A 16,075-nucleotide genomic window follows, 5' to 3' on the forward strand; every position below is an offset into this window, starting at 1 on the left:
AGGCAGGCTCACAGCGAAACTGCTGGCTGGGATGAAGTGAGCGGGTGCGAGCGCGCGAGCACATAAGAGCGAACGGAATCCGCCGTCAGGCGGGGCGTGAGGGTCAGGCTTATGCCTATTGCGCCCGCAGATTATTTTCCTCGCGCGCTCGGAATCTGCTGGGCTTCATCCAGCGTGAGCCTGCCTGCCCTTGCTCCTGAACGGAAGTCTTTACACCCCAAGCTGTTTAAACCAGGCTGCCTCAACCAGGGTCAGGGCATCGGCGGCGTCGGTAGCAGGGGCGAGGTCTGCCGGGAAAGCAGTGTCGCCCCAGAGCGCTCCGAGCAGGGAGCCGACCAGAGCCCCGATTGAATCTGAATCGCCAGTGACAGCAATTGCCGCGCCCAGGGCCTCACTCACTGCCTGCTGCTGGTTCAGCTTCCCTGTAGCGACGTCCGTCTCTGCCCGCAGAGCTAAGAAGAGGGCGTAGCTGAGCACATCGGGGGCTACCAGGAGTTTGCCGAAGTGGGGGCGGGTGTCCGCCACCTGCGCCTCGTGCTGAGCCAGGCGGACGGCGGTGCCCAGCGCCGTGCGGGTGAGTGCGGCATCGCCGGGTAGGGCCTGGCTTTTTTCCACCGTACCTAGCCAGTTCAGCACCTGCTGGGTGCAGGCTTCAAGCACATCGGGGCGGGGAGCCTGCCCGGCGCCCTGGCTGGCGCTACCCAGCAGGTAGCGAATGAGCAGGGCATAGGCGCTTGCCGAGATGACGGCCTCGGGGTGGCCGTGGGTGAGGGCCGCGGCGTGGGCGGATAGCTTGATGACGGTAGCGTCATCGGCCACCGGCAGGTAACCGAAGGGGGCAGAGCGCATGAGCGCCCCGGTGCCCAGGGCCTGCGGGTTGATGTTCTTAGAGATAAACTGCATTTCCCCTGTGGCAAGGGCTGCCAGGGTGGCCTTGCCCGGGCCCCGCTGCTGGCGCATCACCTGAAGCGCATCGAGGGGGCGGGGGAGAGAATAGGGGGCGGTCTCGGGTACCGGGTGGCCGGTGCCGGTGTACCAGCGCAGGTAGGCTAGCCAGATGCAGGCCAGCTCGTCGGCTGCCTGGCCCTCGTTGTTCCACTCCAGTACCTCGGTGAGCCCGTCGAGGGTTGCCAGGGTGAGCTGGGTGTCGTCTGAAACCAGCAGGGGTTCCCGGGCGATAGCCGCGATAAGGTCGGCTCCTGTACGCCCACCCCAGCGCTCAGTAATCTGGTCTGCGGTGCTGGTCTCTAGGGGGTAGCCCAGGGCATCCCCCAGGGCGGTACCCAGCAGGGAGCCACGCAGGGCCGACCGGTAGGCGGGGGAGAGGGCATCGGGGGCAGGAAAAACAGACGTCATGCTCCCTATTCTAAAGCGGGGTAAGAGCGGGACCACTAAACTGGTGGTATGCGTATCTTGCACACCTCAGACTGGCACCTGGGCCGCACCTTTCACGGTACCTCCCTGCACTCCTATGCCGAGCAGCTGCTCGATGAGCTGGTGAACCTGGTTCAGGAACAGGGTATTGACGTGGTGCTGATCAGCGGGGACGTCTATGATCAGGCCCAGCCCCGCACCGAGACCGTGCAACTTTTTGACCGTACCCTGACCCGCCTGGTGCAGGCCGGGGCGCAGGTGGTAGCAACTAGTGGTAATCATGACTCGGCTATTCGCCTGGGCTTTGGCTCTTCTTTGCTGAGTGTTGCGGGTGTGCACCTGGTGACCTCGCAAACCCAGGTGGGCCAGCCCGTCCTGCTGTCCGCCGGGGGCGTTGAGGTGGCCTTTTACGGCATACCCTACCTAGAGCCGCGCCCGATTGCTGCCCGCTGGGGCACCGAGGCCAGCCACGCGAGCGTGCTGGCTGAAGCTATGAGGAGGGTAGAAGAGGACGCCGCCACCCGCCAGGTTGCCGCCACGGTGGTTCTTGCCCACTGCTTTGCCACGGGTTCAGAGCCTTCAGAGTCAGAACGCGATATCTCGGTGGGCGGGGTACAGCAGGTGCCGGTGAGCACTTTTGCCGCTGCCAGCTATACAGCCCTGGGGCATCTGCACGGGCAGCAGAAGGTTGCCGATACCGTCAGGTATTCCGGCTCTCTGTTGGCCTATTCTTTCAGCGAGCAAAACCACCGTAAGGGGGCCTGGATCATCGATGTAGCCCCTGACGGCGCTATTGAGGTGAACGAACATACCTGGCAGACCCACCTTGTGCTCAAAACCCTCAAAGGCACTCTCGACGAGGTGCTTGCCGAAAGCACCGTGGCGGCCTACGGCCGGGCTTTTGTCAGTATTACCCTGACCGACGCTGAGCGCCCAGCCGCTGCCCTCGATAGGCTCAAAGCCCACTACGAGCATGTCCAGGAACTTTTCTTCGCCCCCGAAGGCGCTGAGAGAAGCCAAGAGCACAGCTACCGCCGCACCCGCCAGCCCCAGAGCGTGCAGGCTATCTGTGAGTCCTTCTACGACCACGTCCGCGGCAGAGCCCTCAACGAAGCCGAAACCACCTACCTGACCGACGTCCTCGACCAGGCACGCACCAGGGGAGCGAGCGACTAAATGCGAATCCACCGACTAGAACTCACCGCCTACGGCCCCTTCCCGGGCACCATAACCCTAGACTTCGATGACCTCAACCGCGAGGGAATCTTCTTGCTCAACGGCCCGACCGGCTCAGGCAAATCATCCATCCTCGACGCTATCTGCTTTGCCCTCTACGGCACCACCTCATCGGGGCGAACCGACCTCAAATCCCGCTTCGCTGAGCCTCACGTGCAGCCCCGCGTCATCCTCGACTGCACTATCGGAACCGACCGCTACCGTATCGATCGCAGCCCGGCCTACGAGCGCCCCAAGAAACGCGGTCAGGGCACCATCACCGAACAGGCCAAGACCCTGATCGAGAAGTTCGACGCTACCACCGGCAGCTGGGAACCCGACCCGGCCATCACCCGCCACAAAGACGCCGGTGATTTCATGCTCTCTGTACTGGGCCTCAACGCCCAACAGTTTAACCAGGTCATGCTGCTGCCCCAGGGGCAGTTCCAGCGTTTCCTGGTCGCTACCTCCGGGGAGCGGGAGCAGCTGCTCAAGCAACTCTTTGGCACCGAGGACTTTGAAAAGGTACAGGATCTGCTCCACAGATACGCTAAGGACGCCGCCGCGGCAGCCGAGGCCGCCCAGCAGGATCTGCGGGTGCTAGAGCAGCGGGCAGAACGTGCCGAGCAGGCAGCCCGGGCCGACCAGGCACAACGGGCCCTGGGGCAAGAGGTAAACGAAAGCACCGAAAGCTCTTCCGCTTCTGAAGACTCCGCGCCCGCCGCTGTAGCGGATCTTCCCGACCACCTGCGCCAGGTACTCAGCCAGCTAGCAGATCTCATTCAGAGTCTAGAAGAGCGGCGGGACAAAACTGCCCACGACCTCGAAACACTGGCAAACGAGCACACCGAAACCGCCCAGCTGCAAAAAGACTGGGCCACCTATCTCAAGCTCACCCAGGAACAGGAAATCCTGGCAAACGAGGAGAGCCAGATAGCTGCCAGCCGCACCCGCCTCGAAGAGCACCGGGTAGCTGCCGAGATTCTGCCTCGGGTAACAGCGGCTGAACAGGCAGCAACCGCCTATCAGCAGGCAGTAGAGCGGGCAGAAACCCACCTGGGTAGCACCCGTACGCTCCTGGCGTCCGCCCGGGAAAACCTCACCGAAACCGCCCTCGAATACGACCTACTCACGCAAGCCCAGGACGCCCTCGAAACCACCCTCACCGACGCGACCAGCCAGCAGCTGAGCGAACTCACCAGCGCCCACATCGACCAGCTCACCCGCTACCAGCAGGCAGAAAAAGACATCGCCAACCTGGCCGCTCAGGCACAGGCCAGTACCAGCAACCTCCAGGGCCTGACCACCCGCCGCACCCAGCTCACCCAGGCCCTGGCAGAAGCCCAGCAGAGCCTCACCCAGCAGCGCCAGGACTACGAGAAAACCGAGCAGGCTACCGCCCGTGAAGAAGCTGCCCGCGCCCTGCTGGCCCAGGCCCGCGACCGGGTCACCGCCGCCGACCGCCTCACCCAGGCCCGCACCAGTCTAGAAGCCTCCCAGCGGGCCTCCCAAGTAGCCGAAGAAAGCCGACGAAAGGCGTCCGCCCAGGCCGAAACCCTGCAGCGCCAGCGCTTTGACTCAGCCGCCCAGATCCTGGCCGAAGCCCTCACCGAAGGCCAACCCTGTAGCGTCTGCGGCTCCACAGACCACCCGGCTCCCGCCAGCTACGACCAAAACACCCCACCCGTCACAGAAGAAGCCCTCACCCGCGCCAAGCACCAGCGCGACGCGGCAGAAGCAAAAGCCCAGCAGGCGCTCGCCGCCCTGAGCGCAGCCCAGAGCACCCTCGACCAGCTGGTAGAGCAGGGAACCCCCGAACCCGAAGAAGCCCGGGCAGCCCTGACCTCTGCTCAGGAGAGCCTCAACCAGGCCCAGGCTGAGGTCGCCCACCGCAAAGCCCTTGCCCAGCGCATCGCCACCGCCGAAGAAACTCTTGAGACCAGCCGGGCAGACCTGGCCGAAGCCGAACGCCAGCACACAAGCGAAGAAGCCAAACTGCACCAGCTCACCGCTCAGCGAGAAAGCCTTGAAGCCGAGCTGGCCCCCCACCGACAGGGCCCCGGCTTCGCCGACCGCATCGCCACTCTCAACCGGCTAGCCAGACAGCTGCCCACCCTGATTGCCGCCTACGCCGATCGGGAACGGCAGGCCCAAGCCCAGGCGTCCGCCCAGGAAGAACTGAGAATCGCCCTACAAGAAGCCCAGCTCAAGGACGCCCAGCAGGTAAAAGCCCAGCTACTCACCAAGGCCCAGGTCGGCCAGCTAGAGCAGCAGATCACCATCCATCGCGACCGCACTCTGGCGGTCACAGCCCAGCTCACTAGCCCCGTCCTGGCAGCTATCGCCCAGCTCCAGGCGGACGGCGGCCAACCCCCTGCCCCCGAACAGCTAGCCCAGCTCAAGGCAGCTATCGCCCAGCTCAGCGCCCAGCGCGATAGCTTCATTAGCCATGCCACCCGCCTGACCGGTGCCCGCGAGGAGCTGCACGAGGTGCTGAGCCTACTCGAAGCAACCCTAGAAAAGAGCCGCCTGCTACTCGAAGACGCCCACCTCAAACATGAACTCGCAGCGACCGCCACGGCGGCACCCGGCAGCGATAACCGCCTGCACATGACGCTGACGTCCTACGTGCTGGCCTACCAGCTCGCTGAGGTTGCCGAGGCAGCCAGCGAGCACCTCGAAAAAATGACCCACGGCCGCTACCGCCTGGAACACACCGACCGGGCAGAGGGACGCAACAAGAAATCCGGCCTGGCTATCGATATCTTCGATGCCTGGCATAACGCCAGCCGCCGCCCCGAAAGCCTCTCGGGAGGTGAAACCTTCATGGCCTCCCTGGCCCTGGCACTGGGTCTTGCTGACGTTGTGCAGCAGGCCAACGGCGGTATCGACATCGACACCCTCTTCGTTGACGAAGGCTTTGGCTCTCTCGATGATGAGACCCTTGAAGAGGTCATGACCACCATCGACTCACTCCGCGAGCGCGGGCGAGTCATTGGCCTGATTTCGCACGTGACCGAGATGAAGAACCGCATTAACAAGCACATCGTCCTTACCAGCTCGCCCCAGGGATCTTCCCTAGTCGCAGATGCAGGAGCAGCGTGAGCCCCCACCGTAACCCCAAGAATCGCAGCTCTTCTCCCCGTACGGGGTTGGGCTACCGGCGTGACCGCCAGCGGTCCAGTAGCCCTGATTTGCGGAATAACCTGCGGGAGAGTGTCACTCGCCTGCGTATTTCAACCGAGTACGCCCGCACCCGTATTCGTGACCTGCTGCTGGCCCACGGCTGGCGCTTCCTCTTCTTCTCCCTGCTCATGCGCCTACCCGCGGCTATGGTGATGCTGGCGGTGATGATGATGCTGGCCGTGCAGAATAACGAGGCCACCCTCGGTGGGTACGCTGCCGGTACGGTGGGGTTGAGCGCGGCTCTCATGGTGCCGGTCTACCGGTCTATCTCTGAGCGCTGGGGCCAGCGAAGAATCTTCTTCGCTGTTACCGTGCTCAATATTCTGGCCCTGATGTGGCTGATGTTAGAGTCCCTGCGCTTTGCTGAGACCAGTAGCGGGTCTATCGGCCGGTTCCTCGCAGCCTGTGCGGTGACGGGCGTGACCACCGTGCCGCTGGGGGCGATGATGCGAAGCTACTGGAGCGCCGAGTACCTCACCACCAAGGACCGCCGTAAGCTCAACGCGTCCATTTCGCTTGAAACCATGTTCGACGTCATCGCCCTGCCTGCCGGGGCCGTGATTGCCGGTATGACCACGGTCTTTTTGACGGCCCAGTCGGCCCTGTTTGCGGTGATTGTGCTCGATGTTCTAGGCCTACTCATGCTACTGTGGCGCCCGGAAAACCTGCCGGTTGAGACCCGGGACGTCAGCGGGGGCAACCGCCGCAAGCCCCTGCGCGGTGTAAGCCGCTCCCTGCTCTGGATACCCCAGCTAGGCACCATCTGCTTGGGCCTGTCCCTGGGCGCTACCCAGGCAGCTATCGTGGCCTACGCCATTTCAACCGACCAGATAGGCGTCACCGGCTTCCTGATTGCCCTACTCGGTCTGTGCGCGGTTATCTCTGCCCTGTTTGTGCTCTTTGAGCGCCTGCCCATGTTCGGGTGGGGAGCCTGGCTGGTGAGCGGGGTGTGCCTGACCCTCACCGCCATGACTCTATCTCTGCCCACCTCAGCTATGGGTATGGTGATTCCTCTGATCAGCGTGGGTCTTGCCTACGGTATTTGCCTGGTGACCATGGACTCGGTGGCCACCAGCCTCTCGGTGCGTAAAAACCTGGACCTGGCTCTTTCTACCCTGCAGGCCTGTTCCCTGGGCGGTATTGCGGTGGGGTTCGTGTGGGCAGCCGATTTGAGTGGCTCCTACAGCTACCAGGTTGCCCTGATTATTCCTCTCATCGCCGCTGCGATCTATTTCTGCCTGGGGCATCTCTACGGGTTCTTGTGGCGTCGCACCTACGAGGAGCGCCTAGCCCTGCTGCCCTAGTGCGTCCTCTCATCACTCCAAGCACAAGGGGCCCTACCGTCAGCTGACGGTAGGGCCCCTTGGTATAGGTTGAGGGAGCGGACGCCCGCGCGGCTAGTGGCCGCGCTTGATCCAGTTTTCGAGTTCGGGGGCTTCTAGGCCGATGCCGGTGGAGTCCCCGTGGCCGGTGAGTACAGCGGTGGATTCGGGCAGGGTTAAGAGCTTGGTTGAGATTGACTCGATGATGGTCTCGAAGCTGGAGAAGGAGCGGCCGGTGGCGCCGGGCCCTCCATTGAAGAGGGTGTCGCCCGAGAAGAGCACGCCCTCTGAGTTCTCCCAGGAGAGGGCGGGGGCGTAGAAGCAGACGGAGCCGGGGGAGTGGCCCGGGGTTGCCAGGACGTTCAGCTCGGTGGAGCCGACGGTAATGGTATCGCCCTCTGCCAGGTTTTGGTCGAAGTCCCAGGAGGGGTAGACCATCTCCCAGAGCGGACGGTCTGCCGGGTTGAGGTAGACCGGGGCGTCGAAGCGGTCGGCGGCTTCCTTGGCTGAGCGGATATGGTCGTCGTGGGCGTGGGTCAGCAGGATTTTCTCCACGGTTCGCCCTGCAACCTTGGCCGAAATCTTATCGACGTCGTGGGCGGGGTCGATGATGACCACGGAAGTGTCGTTGCCGATAATCCAGACATTGTTATCGACCTCCCAGGTGCCGCCGTCCAGGGAGAAGGTGCCGGAGGTGATAACTCGTTCAATGCGTTCTGTCATGGTGATAACTCCTAGAGCTCAACGACTGAGCGAAGCACCTTACCGGTCTTCATGGTTTCGAAAGCCTCGTTGACCTGGTCAAGGCTGATGCGTTCTGAGACGAAGCCGTCCAGGTCGAGGTTGCCCAGCTGGTAGTGCTGCACGAACATGGGGAAGTCGCGGGAGGGCAGGGTATCGCCGTACCAGGCTGACTTGATGGAACCGCCACGCCCGAAGACCTCATCGAGGGGAGCCTGCCAGGTGGTGCCGGGGGCGGGCACGCCCACCAGCACGACGCGTCCGGCCAGGTCACGGGCCTCAAAGGCCTGCTTGAAGGTGGCTTCAACGCCCACAGCGTCAATGACCAGGTCGGCACCGAAGCCGTCGGTGAGCTCCTTGATAGCGGCTACCGGGTCCTGGTTTTTAGAGTTGATCACATGGGTGGCGCCGTGCTCCTTGGCTCGGGCCAGCTTTTCGTCGTCAATATCAACGGCGATGATGGTGGTTGCCCCGCCCAGCTTTGCGCCGGCAACAGCGGCGGTACCTACGCCGCCGCAGCCGATGACGGCAACGGACTCGCCGCGGGCTACTTCACCGGTGTTGAGCGCAGCGCCCAGACCGGCGGTGACGCCGCAGCCCAGCAGACCGATAGCGGCGTACTGATCTTCGGTCAGCTCAGCATCAATCTTGGTGCACTGGCCAGCTGCCACCAGGGTCTTCTCGGCAAAGGAGCCGATACCCAGAGCGGGGGAGAGCTCGGTGCCATCTTCCAGGGTCATCTTCTGGGTGGCGTTGTGGGTGGCGAAGCAGTACTGGGGCTTGCCCTTTTTACAGGCCCGGCACTCGCCGCAGACAGCGCGCCAGTTGAGAATGACCAGGTCGCCGGGGGCAACGTTAGTGACGCCCTCGCCCACCGCCTCGACGATGCCGGCTGACTCGTGGCCCAGCAGGTAGGGGTAGTCGTTGCCGACCCCACCCTGGACGTAGTGGTGGTCGGTCTGACAGACACCGCAGGTGAGCACCTTCACCAGGGCCTCGCCCTTGATGGGGTTGGGCACATTGATGGTAACAACTTCAACGGGCTGATCCTTGGCCAGAGAGACGACGGCCTTGACCTTGTGCATGGGGCTCCTTCGATAGCGGGAGGGTAAAAACATCGGCAGGTAGCTACCTGCTGCTACCCTCTACGCTACCGTGTGGTCCGGCTCGCTGCCAGCTCGTGAGACCGCATGACGGGCCATGAAGTCAGCGGACGCCCGGCGGGCTTGCCCGCTGGTCAGGGCACTAATATGGTCGCGGCCAGCTAGCTCCAGATAGGCGGACGCCGGGTGCGGCAGGGCAGCAGCAAGGGCAGGGACCCCGGTGGCTAGGGTATCGTCGCTGCCTACAAAGAGGAGGGTGGGGCAGGTAGGTAGCTTGTTGGGTGTGAAAGGTTCAACCGGTTGGGCTGTAAAAGCAACCAGTGCAGCACGGGGCAGGGGGCTGGCGTCGAGGACGGCCTGGAGTCCCTCTGGCAGGCAGGTGCCGGGGGCGGAGGAAGGCGCCGATAGATAGGAATGCACCTCATCGAGGTGGGTTGCTAGGGGCAGGCCTCCGAGTGTCAGGCTCTGTACCAGGTGCGGGGAGCTGAGCGCTACCTGCCAGCAGATGCGGGCGCCCAGGGAATAGCCCAGCAGATGAACCGGTGTATCTACATCTGCCAGAGCCCGGGCAAGGGCTGTGCCCAGGGAAGCCACGAGCCCTTCTTGCTGCCAGGTGACGGCTATCTGCCCGCTAGACCTTTCTGCTCCTTCGTGCCCCGTTTTTTCGAGCCAGTGGTAGGGCAGGGTGACCAGATGGACATCTGCCCCTGCTCGCTGGAACTGCCGCACCCAACCGGTCCGTTCCCAGGTCACCTCTGGCGTGGAGGCAAAACCATGTACCGCCACCACCTGCTGGCCCTCAAGAAGCCGGGGCGGAGCGTCCGCCCCGGCAGCGGGGGCACAGTAAGTCTCGACCGAAAGACAGGGCTCGCACATAGCGTCTACTCGGAGTCCTTCTTCTCCTGCTTCTCGGCCATCTGCTGGAAATCAACACCGTTATGGGCCAGGCGAATCTTGCGGCCCTCTTCGATGAGGTTCTCCTTCTTCTCCTGCAGCTTGATCGCCATGGTGTCATCGCGAGGGGGCAGCTGAAGCTCGTCCTCGGCCTTGATGCCTGCCTGAAGCTCGCGGCCGCGCTGAATCTCAGCGTCAATCTGGGCGCCGAGCAGCAGCACATTGTTCATGATCCAGATGAACAGCAGCATCACGATAACGCCACCGATTAGGCCGTAGGTGGCATTGTAGGAGCCGAAGTTCGAGACGTAGAAGGTGAAGCCCAGACCCGCAATAGCCATCACGACCAGGGCAATAGCGGCACCGGGGGTGAGGAAACGGAACTTGGGCTGCTTAACGTTGGGGGTTGCGAAGTAGAGCAGGCTAATGAGCACAACGGCCAGAACCAGCATGATGGGGTAGCGCAGCCACATCCATACGCCGATGAAGCCTCCGAGTTCGATAGCGGGTACAGCGTTTTGCAGGGTGGTTAGCACGTCCTCGGAGGACAGCAGTACCAGCATCATGGCAACAACAATCAGTACCATGGCAGCGGTGACTAGCAGGTTGAAGGGGCGCAGCTTCCAGATGGGGCGACCCTCTACTACACCGTAGATCTTGTTCATGGAGCGGCCAAAGGCGCCGATGTAGCCCGAGGCAGTCCAGAGGGCGCCGACTACACCGGTCACCAGGGCCAGACCTGCGGCGTTTGAGCTGGTGAGCTGGGTGATGGGCTCTTCCAGAAGAGTCAGCATTTCAGCCGGGGCGTAGTCTTCAAGGAAGTTGAGAATCGCGTTGGTGGTCTGCTGGCCCTGCCCAAAGACACCCAGCAGGGAGACCACGGCCAGTAGGCCGGGGAAGATAGAGAGCACCGTGAAGTAAGTCAGGGCGGCAGCCAGGTCGGTGCAGCCGTCGTTGGTGAATTCGCTCAGGGCGCGCTTGAAGATGTACTTCCAGCTAGAGCCGCTCATATCTGAGAGCTTGGCGGGCTTGGGAGCCTCTTTGTGGGCGTCCTCTGTAACGGCCCGGCTAATGGTTTGTTCTTCGAGAGCCATAGTGTCGTCCTTTGGGCATGCGGTGATTTAATCAGTAAACATCTTATCAGTAGCATGATAAATCTTTGAGTTAGCTGAGCCCCTGCCTCCTCACCAACAAAAGCTGCCCCGGCGCATGGTGCCGGGGCAGCTACTAGATAGGGGACCCACACGGTGGTGGGCGGACGCCGGTGGGCTAGTTGTCGATACCCAGCACCTTGGCGGTGTGGGCAAAGAGCTCGTCAGCTAGGTCGTGGTTGTCGTTGAGCTTGACGCCGTAGCCGGGTACCAGTTCCTTGATGCGGGGTTCCCACTGGTTCATCTTGGAGGGGAAGCAGCGGGACAGCAGGGTCAGCATGATGGGGGCGGCAGTTGAGGCGCCGGGGGAGGCACCGAGCAGGGCCGCGATAGATCCGTCGCCCGAAGCGATGAGTTCGGTGCCGAACTGCAGCACGCCGCCCTTCTTGGCGTCCTTCTTGATAACCTGCACGCGCTGACCGGCGGTGATGAGCTCCCACTCATCCGCTACCGCGGTGGGGTAGTACTCGCGCAGAGAAGCTACACGCTCGTCACGGTTCTTGAGCAGCTCACCGATGAGGTACTTGGTGAGATCCACGTTGTCCAGGCCCGCGCGAATCATGGGGACCAGGTTATCCGGACGCAGGGAGAGGGGCAAATCAAGCAGGGAGCCCTGCTTGAGGAAGTTGGTCTTAAAGCCAGCGTAGGGGCCAAAGAGCAGGGAGCGCTTGCCGTTCACGTAGCGGGTGTCGAGGTGGGGCACAGACATGGGCGGAGCACCCACCGAAGCCTGGCCGTAGACCTTGGCATTGTGCTTGAGAGCGGTTTCTTCGTTGGTGTTGCGGAAGAAGAGGCCCGAGACGGGGAAACCGCCGAAGCCCTTGCCTTCCTTAATACCTGACTTCTGCAGCAGGTTGAGGGCACCGCCACCGGCACCCAGGAAGACGAATTTAGCGCGAATGGTCTGGCTGTGCTCGGAGTTCAGGCGGTTCTTAACCTTGACCAGCCAGCTGCCGTCGCTCTGCTGCTCGAGGTTGGTGACCTGCTGGCCGTACTGGACGGTGACGCCCTGTTCTACCAGGTAGTCCACCATCTGCTGGGTGAGGTTGCCGAAGTCTACGTCGGTACCCTCGGGTGACCAGGTGGCGGCAATCTTCTGGTTGGGGTCGCGGCCCTCAACGGCCAGGGGGGCCCACTGGCGAATCTGGTCAAAATCGGTTGAGAACTTCATGCGCTCAAAGAGCTTCTGGTTCTCGAAGGCCTCAAAACGCTTGCCCAGGTAGCGCACGTGGTCTTCACCGAAGACCAGGGACATGTGGGGCACGGGGTTGATGAAGCTGGCGTCCTTGATCTTGCCCTCTTCTACCAGGGAGGCCCAGAGCTGGCGGGAAACCTGGAACTGCTCGTTAATACCCAGTGCCTTGGCCGGGTCTACGGTGCCGTCGGGGCCTGCCGGGGCGTAGTTGAGTTCGCAGAGCGCTGAGTGGCCGGTACCAGCGTTGTTCCAGGGGTTAGATGACTCCTGGCCTACCTGATCCAGACGCTCCAGCAGGGTGATATTCCAGGTGGGCTCTACTTCCTTGAGTAGGACGCCCAGGGTTGCGCTCATGATACCGCCGCCCACTAGGACGACATCGGTCTGTACTTCGTTTGCCACGTGATTGACACTCCGTCACTCTAAGACTGTGGTGCCCGACGCTGGACACCGGCTGGGGTGGAGCCGCTCGGCCCCGTTCTCTTCTTTAGAGTAGTACAGATAGAGCGACCTACCTAACACGCGCAGTTCTTTGACGCTCTTTTGCGGGTACCAGGTAGGGGTTTAGTCGTCGATGTGCACGGTAGAGAAATCGTCGATGCAGGTGGCGCTCACCGTGTAGGTGCGTACCCTCTGGTCCTGGGTGACGCCCGAGACAGGGTAGGCCAGAGGGATGGCTGAAAGTAGGTTGGCTACCTGGTCGTTGATGTTCTTGTAGGCTTCCCGCCATTCGGCGATATCGGTATGGGTGTCGGCTTCGTCGATAGCCTGGCGGATACTGGCGTAGCTGGCAGTAGCCTTGGTCGGTTCGCTGGCTGCTGCCGTGGAGGTGGGGGAGGGGCTGGCGCTGGCACTGGCGCTCGGGCTGGCTTCGCTGATGGTGGTGGGGGCGGACGCCGCCGGGGTGAGCACATGCCCTAGAAAGGCGGTGGGGTCGCGGAAGGCCCCGATAAAGCCGGTCAGTTCTAGCCCGTAGTCGGGGTGGGCGGTAGGTACGTCCTCGGTACCGGCGTCTGACCAGCGGTAGGGTTTGGGCACGATGTTGAAGCCTGCCTCAACCAGGTTGGCCGAAATCAGCGAGTAGATACCTTCGGGCGAGGGCAGGGAAGGCAGGGAGAGATTGACCGGGTAGTAGAAATCAATGGCCTGGTTGGCGTAGGTGCTGGCGCGCAGGAGTTCCTGGGCGCGGGTGAGGTTATAGGTATAGACCTGTGCCATGTCCTCTTTCTTCATCTGGAAGAGGGCGGGGATGAAGTCGGGGGCGGTATTGGTGCCCTGGGGGTAGTAGGCCTCGACGATAGCGGCCCTGTCGATGGCGCGGGCCAGGGCCTGGCGCACCCGGGCGTCGTCGAAGGCCGGGTGGGAGAGGTTGATACCGATATAGGCAATTGCGTAGGGGTCGCGGGACTGCACCGCATACCCGTCCAGGGCCAGGGGGACGTAGTCCTTGAGGGCCACCTGGTCGTAGGCATCGATGCTGCCTTCGAGCAGGTTGTAGTAGCGCTTTTCGGCGTCGGGGATAGTGAGGAATTCGATGGCGCCAAGGTCTGGGGCCTGCCCCCGGTAGGAGGCGTTACGGGTGAGGACGGCAGTGCTGCCATCCCAGGAGCTCAGCGTAAAGGCACCGGTGCCTACGGGGGAGCCGGTGAGGTAGCCGTCCGTCCCGATAGTGCTGGGTAAGACCAGCCCGTAGGCCGGCTGGGTGAGTGCCTTGAGGAAGCTGCGGGAGGGACGGGTTAGCACAATGGTAATGCTTGTATCGCTGGGGGCTGACCAGCTGCTGACCAGGGAGCCTAGCTGGCTGCCATCGGTTGCCTGGGCTGTTCCAAAGAGCTGGTGGAAGGGCTGGGTCATTCGGGTCAGCGGAGCCTTCCCCAGGCGAGACCAGCGCTCGATGTTGGCAAGGACGCTATCCGCTGTCAGCTGGCTACCGTCGCTAAAGGTAGCGTTCTCAACCAGAGTGAAGGTGTAGGTGAGGCCATCCTCGCTAATCTCCCAGCTCTTGGCAAGAGAGGGGGCAGGCTCGCCGGTGTTGACGTCGGCCCGCACCAGGGGTTCTAGAATCTGGGCGCTGATGCGGTGGCTTTCTACCCGGTAGGTAGCTGCCGGGTCAAGGGTGAGTACCTGGGCGCCCTGGGCAAAACGGAAGGTGGGGCCTGCGCTCTCGGTGGCGGAGGCGGACGCCGCGGGGATGGCCTCGGTGGAGGTTGAACAGGCGGAAAGGGCTAGGCCGGCGGTCAGCAGGGAACCGTAGTGAAGCAGGGTGCGACGGGTGAGGGCTGGTGCTGCCATAAGAGAATCCCCTTCGTTCTGAGGCTCGTTGGCCTAGGCTGTGGCCGCCAGGTTCTGGTTATCAAAAAACCCGTCCAACCGTGGATAAACCGGGCTGAACGGGTGTTTCGTCTATGTGCGCGAGGAGGGACTTGAACCCTCACGCCGTAAGGCACAGGAACCTAAATCCTGCGTGTCTGCCAATTTCACCACTCGCGCATGCGGTGCTGTCAGCACAACAGTGTCTATGCTACAACACCTTGAGAGGTTTTGCTAAATACGGCCGTCGCGGTTAGGCGTCGATGCCTAGATCTCGGCGCAGCTTTGCAACATGCCCCTTGGCCCGGACGTTGTACTGGGCGACCTCAATCATTCCCTTCTCGTCGATGACGAGGGTGGAGCGGATCAGGCCCACATAGGTCTTGCCGTAGTTTTTCTTTTCGCCCCATGCCCCGTAGGCTTCCGCAACCGCGTGGTCTTCATCGGAGAGCAGGGGGAAGGTAAGCTCCTGGTTCTCGGTGAAAGTATCGAGGGCCTTGACGCTGTCGGGCGAGATACCCAGGACGGCGTAGCCGTGCGAGGTAAGCGAGGCCAGGTTGTCTCTAAAATCGCAGGCCTGTGTGGTGCAGCCGGGGGTAGATGCCTTGGGGTAGAAGTAGACGATGACCTTCTGCCCTGCGTAGTCGGCCAGGGAGACGGTGCCACCTCCTGCAGCGGGCAGGGTGAACTGGGGTGCGGGGGTTCCCGGAGTAAGTCGTTCCACGGGCGTCCTTTCACATGGTGAACAGAAAAGGGGTGCAGCCTACCGGGCTGCGGCCTTGCTACCAGCTTATCAGGGGCAAGGAACCCTGATTTTTAGCGGAAAAACAGGGTTGTTCAACAATTACTCAGTGTACAGTTGGTTATGTCAAGCACCTGTCATGTCTAGGCATATAAGTGCTGAGTATGCTTATAATGGTGCTATGCCAGAAATTCGTAATTGGTCGATTAATCGACTCCTCTCAACTGCAGCGCGCATGCTGGAATACAGCTGGAATGATCAGCTGAAGTCACTTGGGCTTACCCATGCTGGCGTAACAGCTCTTGGCGTCATTGCCCGCGAAGGCATGATTTCACAGGTGAAAGTTGCCTCCCTTGTGGGTGTGCAGGCCCAGACCATGGGCAAGACCCTTGCGCGACTCGAAGCGCACGGGCATGTTTTCCGCACCCGTAACACTATTGACCGCCGCAGCTACCTTCTAGGTATCACCGAAGAGGGGCGGCGCGTGCTGGCCGAAGCAGAGAACATTGACCGCAAGCTTGGATCTGCCGGCGAGCTCTCAAACCCTGAATTTCGCGAAATGCTCATTCATATTATTGAAGGCCTGAGCGAGCACCATGCTGGTAGCGAGGTGCTCGATGATGTTGCCGGTGAGCACACCGCCCAGATTGGGGCTATCACTAAATCTTTAGCAGAGGCTCCGTCGGCAGAAGCCGACGTACCCGAGGCTAATGTCACGGAGCCTATCGTTGAGCGCGTCAATACCGCTGTTATGGACGTTATTACGCCAGAGATGATTGCTGAGTACCGTAAATAGTGCTTCTGGGCCTCCTGCTGATACGGCGGGAGGTCTTCTGTATGGG

The 16,075-nt window shown here is 62.1% G+C and carries 12 protein-coding genes and 1 tRNA gene; 4 read left to right on the forward strand and 9 right to left on the reverse strand.

The window, feature by feature from the left end:
- Positions 1–210: 210 nt before the first annotated feature.
- The gene (locus ACFP6B_RS07340) at positions 211–1,356 is read right to left on the reverse strand and encodes an ADP-ribosylglycohydrolase family protein (RefSeq protein WP_377128779.1); all 1,146 of its coding nucleotides are present in this window, start codon (positions 1,354–1,356) and stop codon (positions 211–213) included.
- A 48-nt stretch (positions 1,357–1,404) separates the two neighbouring features.
- On the opposite strand from ACFP6B_RS07340, the gene ACFP6B_RS07345 reads away from it, so the two are divergent.
- From ACFP6B_RS07345 to ACFP6B_RS07355, 3 genes are read left to right on the forward strand one after another with little or no spacing between them, the layout of a single operon-like run.
- Positions 1,405–2,550, forward strand: coding sequence for an exonuclease SbcCD subunit D (locus ACFP6B_RS07345; RefSeq protein ID WP_377128782.1), 1,146 nt, complete (start codon positions 1,405–1,407; stop codon positions 2,548–2,550).
- A complete protein-coding gene (locus ACFP6B_RS07350) occupies positions 2,551–5,694 on the forward strand; it encodes an AAA family ATPase (RefSeq protein ID WP_377128785.1) in 3,144 nt (1,047 codons plus the stop codon).
- Entirely contained in the window at positions 5,691–7,079 is a 1,389-nt protein-coding gene (locus ACFP6B_RS07355) for an MFS transporter (protein WP_377128788.1), read from the forward strand. Before ACFP6B_RS07350 ends, ACFP6B_RS07355 begins: the two co-directional genes overlap by 4 nt.
- A 93-nt stretch (positions 7,080–7,172) precedes the next feature.
- Here the strand turns inward: ACFP6B_RS07355 and ACFP6B_RS07360 are convergent, their stop codons facing one another.
- The 8 genes from ACFP6B_RS07360 to bcp form a co-directional block, all read right to left on the reverse strand.
- Positions 7,173–7,820 carry an MBL fold metallo-hydrolase gene (locus ACFP6B_RS07360; protein WP_377128791.1) on the reverse strand — a complete coding sequence of 216 codons (648 nt, stop codon included), beginning with the start codon at positions 7,818–7,820 and terminating at the stop codon, positions 7,173–7,175.
- Positions 7,821–7,831: 11 nt separating this feature from the next.
- Complete coding sequence (locus ACFP6B_RS07365; protein ID WP_377128794.1) at positions 7,832–8,923, reverse strand: S-(hydroxymethyl)mycothiol dehydrogenase; 1,092 nt, start codon at positions 8,921–8,923, stop codon at positions 7,832–7,834.
- A 60-nt stretch (positions 8,924–8,983) separates the two neighbouring features.
- Positions 8,984–9,817 (reverse strand): alpha/beta hydrolase, encoded by an 834-nt coding sequence (locus ACFP6B_RS07370; RefSeq protein ID WP_377128797.1) that lies wholly within the window; start codon positions 9,815–9,817, stop codon positions 8,984–8,986.
- A gap of 5 nt (positions 9,818–9,822) precedes the next feature.
- Positions 9,823–10,929, reverse strand: a complete 1,107-nt coding sequence (locus ACFP6B_RS07375; RefSeq protein WP_377128800.1) for a YihY/virulence factor BrkB family protein — start codon at positions 10,927–10,929, stop codon at positions 9,823–9,825.
- Between the two features lie 175 nt (positions 10,930–11,104).
- A complete protein-coding gene (locus tag ACFP6B_RS07380; protein WP_377128803.1) occupies positions 11,105–12,583 on the reverse strand; it encodes a malate:quinone oxidoreductase in 1,479 nt (492 codons plus the stop codon).
- 162 nt (positions 12,584–12,745) lie between these two features.
- Positions 12,746–14,473 (reverse strand): ABC transporter substrate-binding protein, encoded by a 1,728-nt coding sequence (locus ACFP6B_RS07385; RefSeq protein ID WP_377128806.1) that lies wholly within the window; start codon positions 14,471–14,473, stop codon positions 12,746–12,748.
- A gap of 116 nt (positions 14,474–14,589) precedes the next feature.
- Positions 14,590–14,671 (reverse strand) — tRNA-Leu (locus ACFP6B_RS07390).
- A 73-nt stretch (positions 14,672–14,744) separates the two neighbouring features.
- The gene (gene bcp / locus ACFP6B_RS07395; RefSeq protein ID WP_237198551.1) at positions 14,745–15,215 is read right to left on the reverse strand and encodes a thioredoxin-dependent thiol peroxidase; all 471 of its coding nucleotides are present in this window, start codon (positions 15,213–15,215) and stop codon (positions 14,745–14,747) included.
- 199 nt (positions 15,216–15,414) lie between these two features.
- Between bcp and ACFP6B_RS07400 the strand changes: the two genes are divergently transcribed.
- Entirely contained in the window at positions 15,415–16,029 is a 615-nt protein-coding gene (locus ACFP6B_RS07400) for a MarR family winged helix-turn-helix transcriptional regulator (RefSeq protein WP_237198552.1), read from the forward strand.
- The last annotated feature ends 46 nt before the right edge of the window (positions 16,030–16,075 follow it).

Origin of the sequence: Rothia nasimurium, assembly GCF_042660305.1 — a bacterium.
Taxonomy (GTDB): domain Bacteria; phylum Actinomycetota; class Actinomycetes; order Actinomycetales; family Micrococcaceae; genus Rothia; species Rothia nasimurium.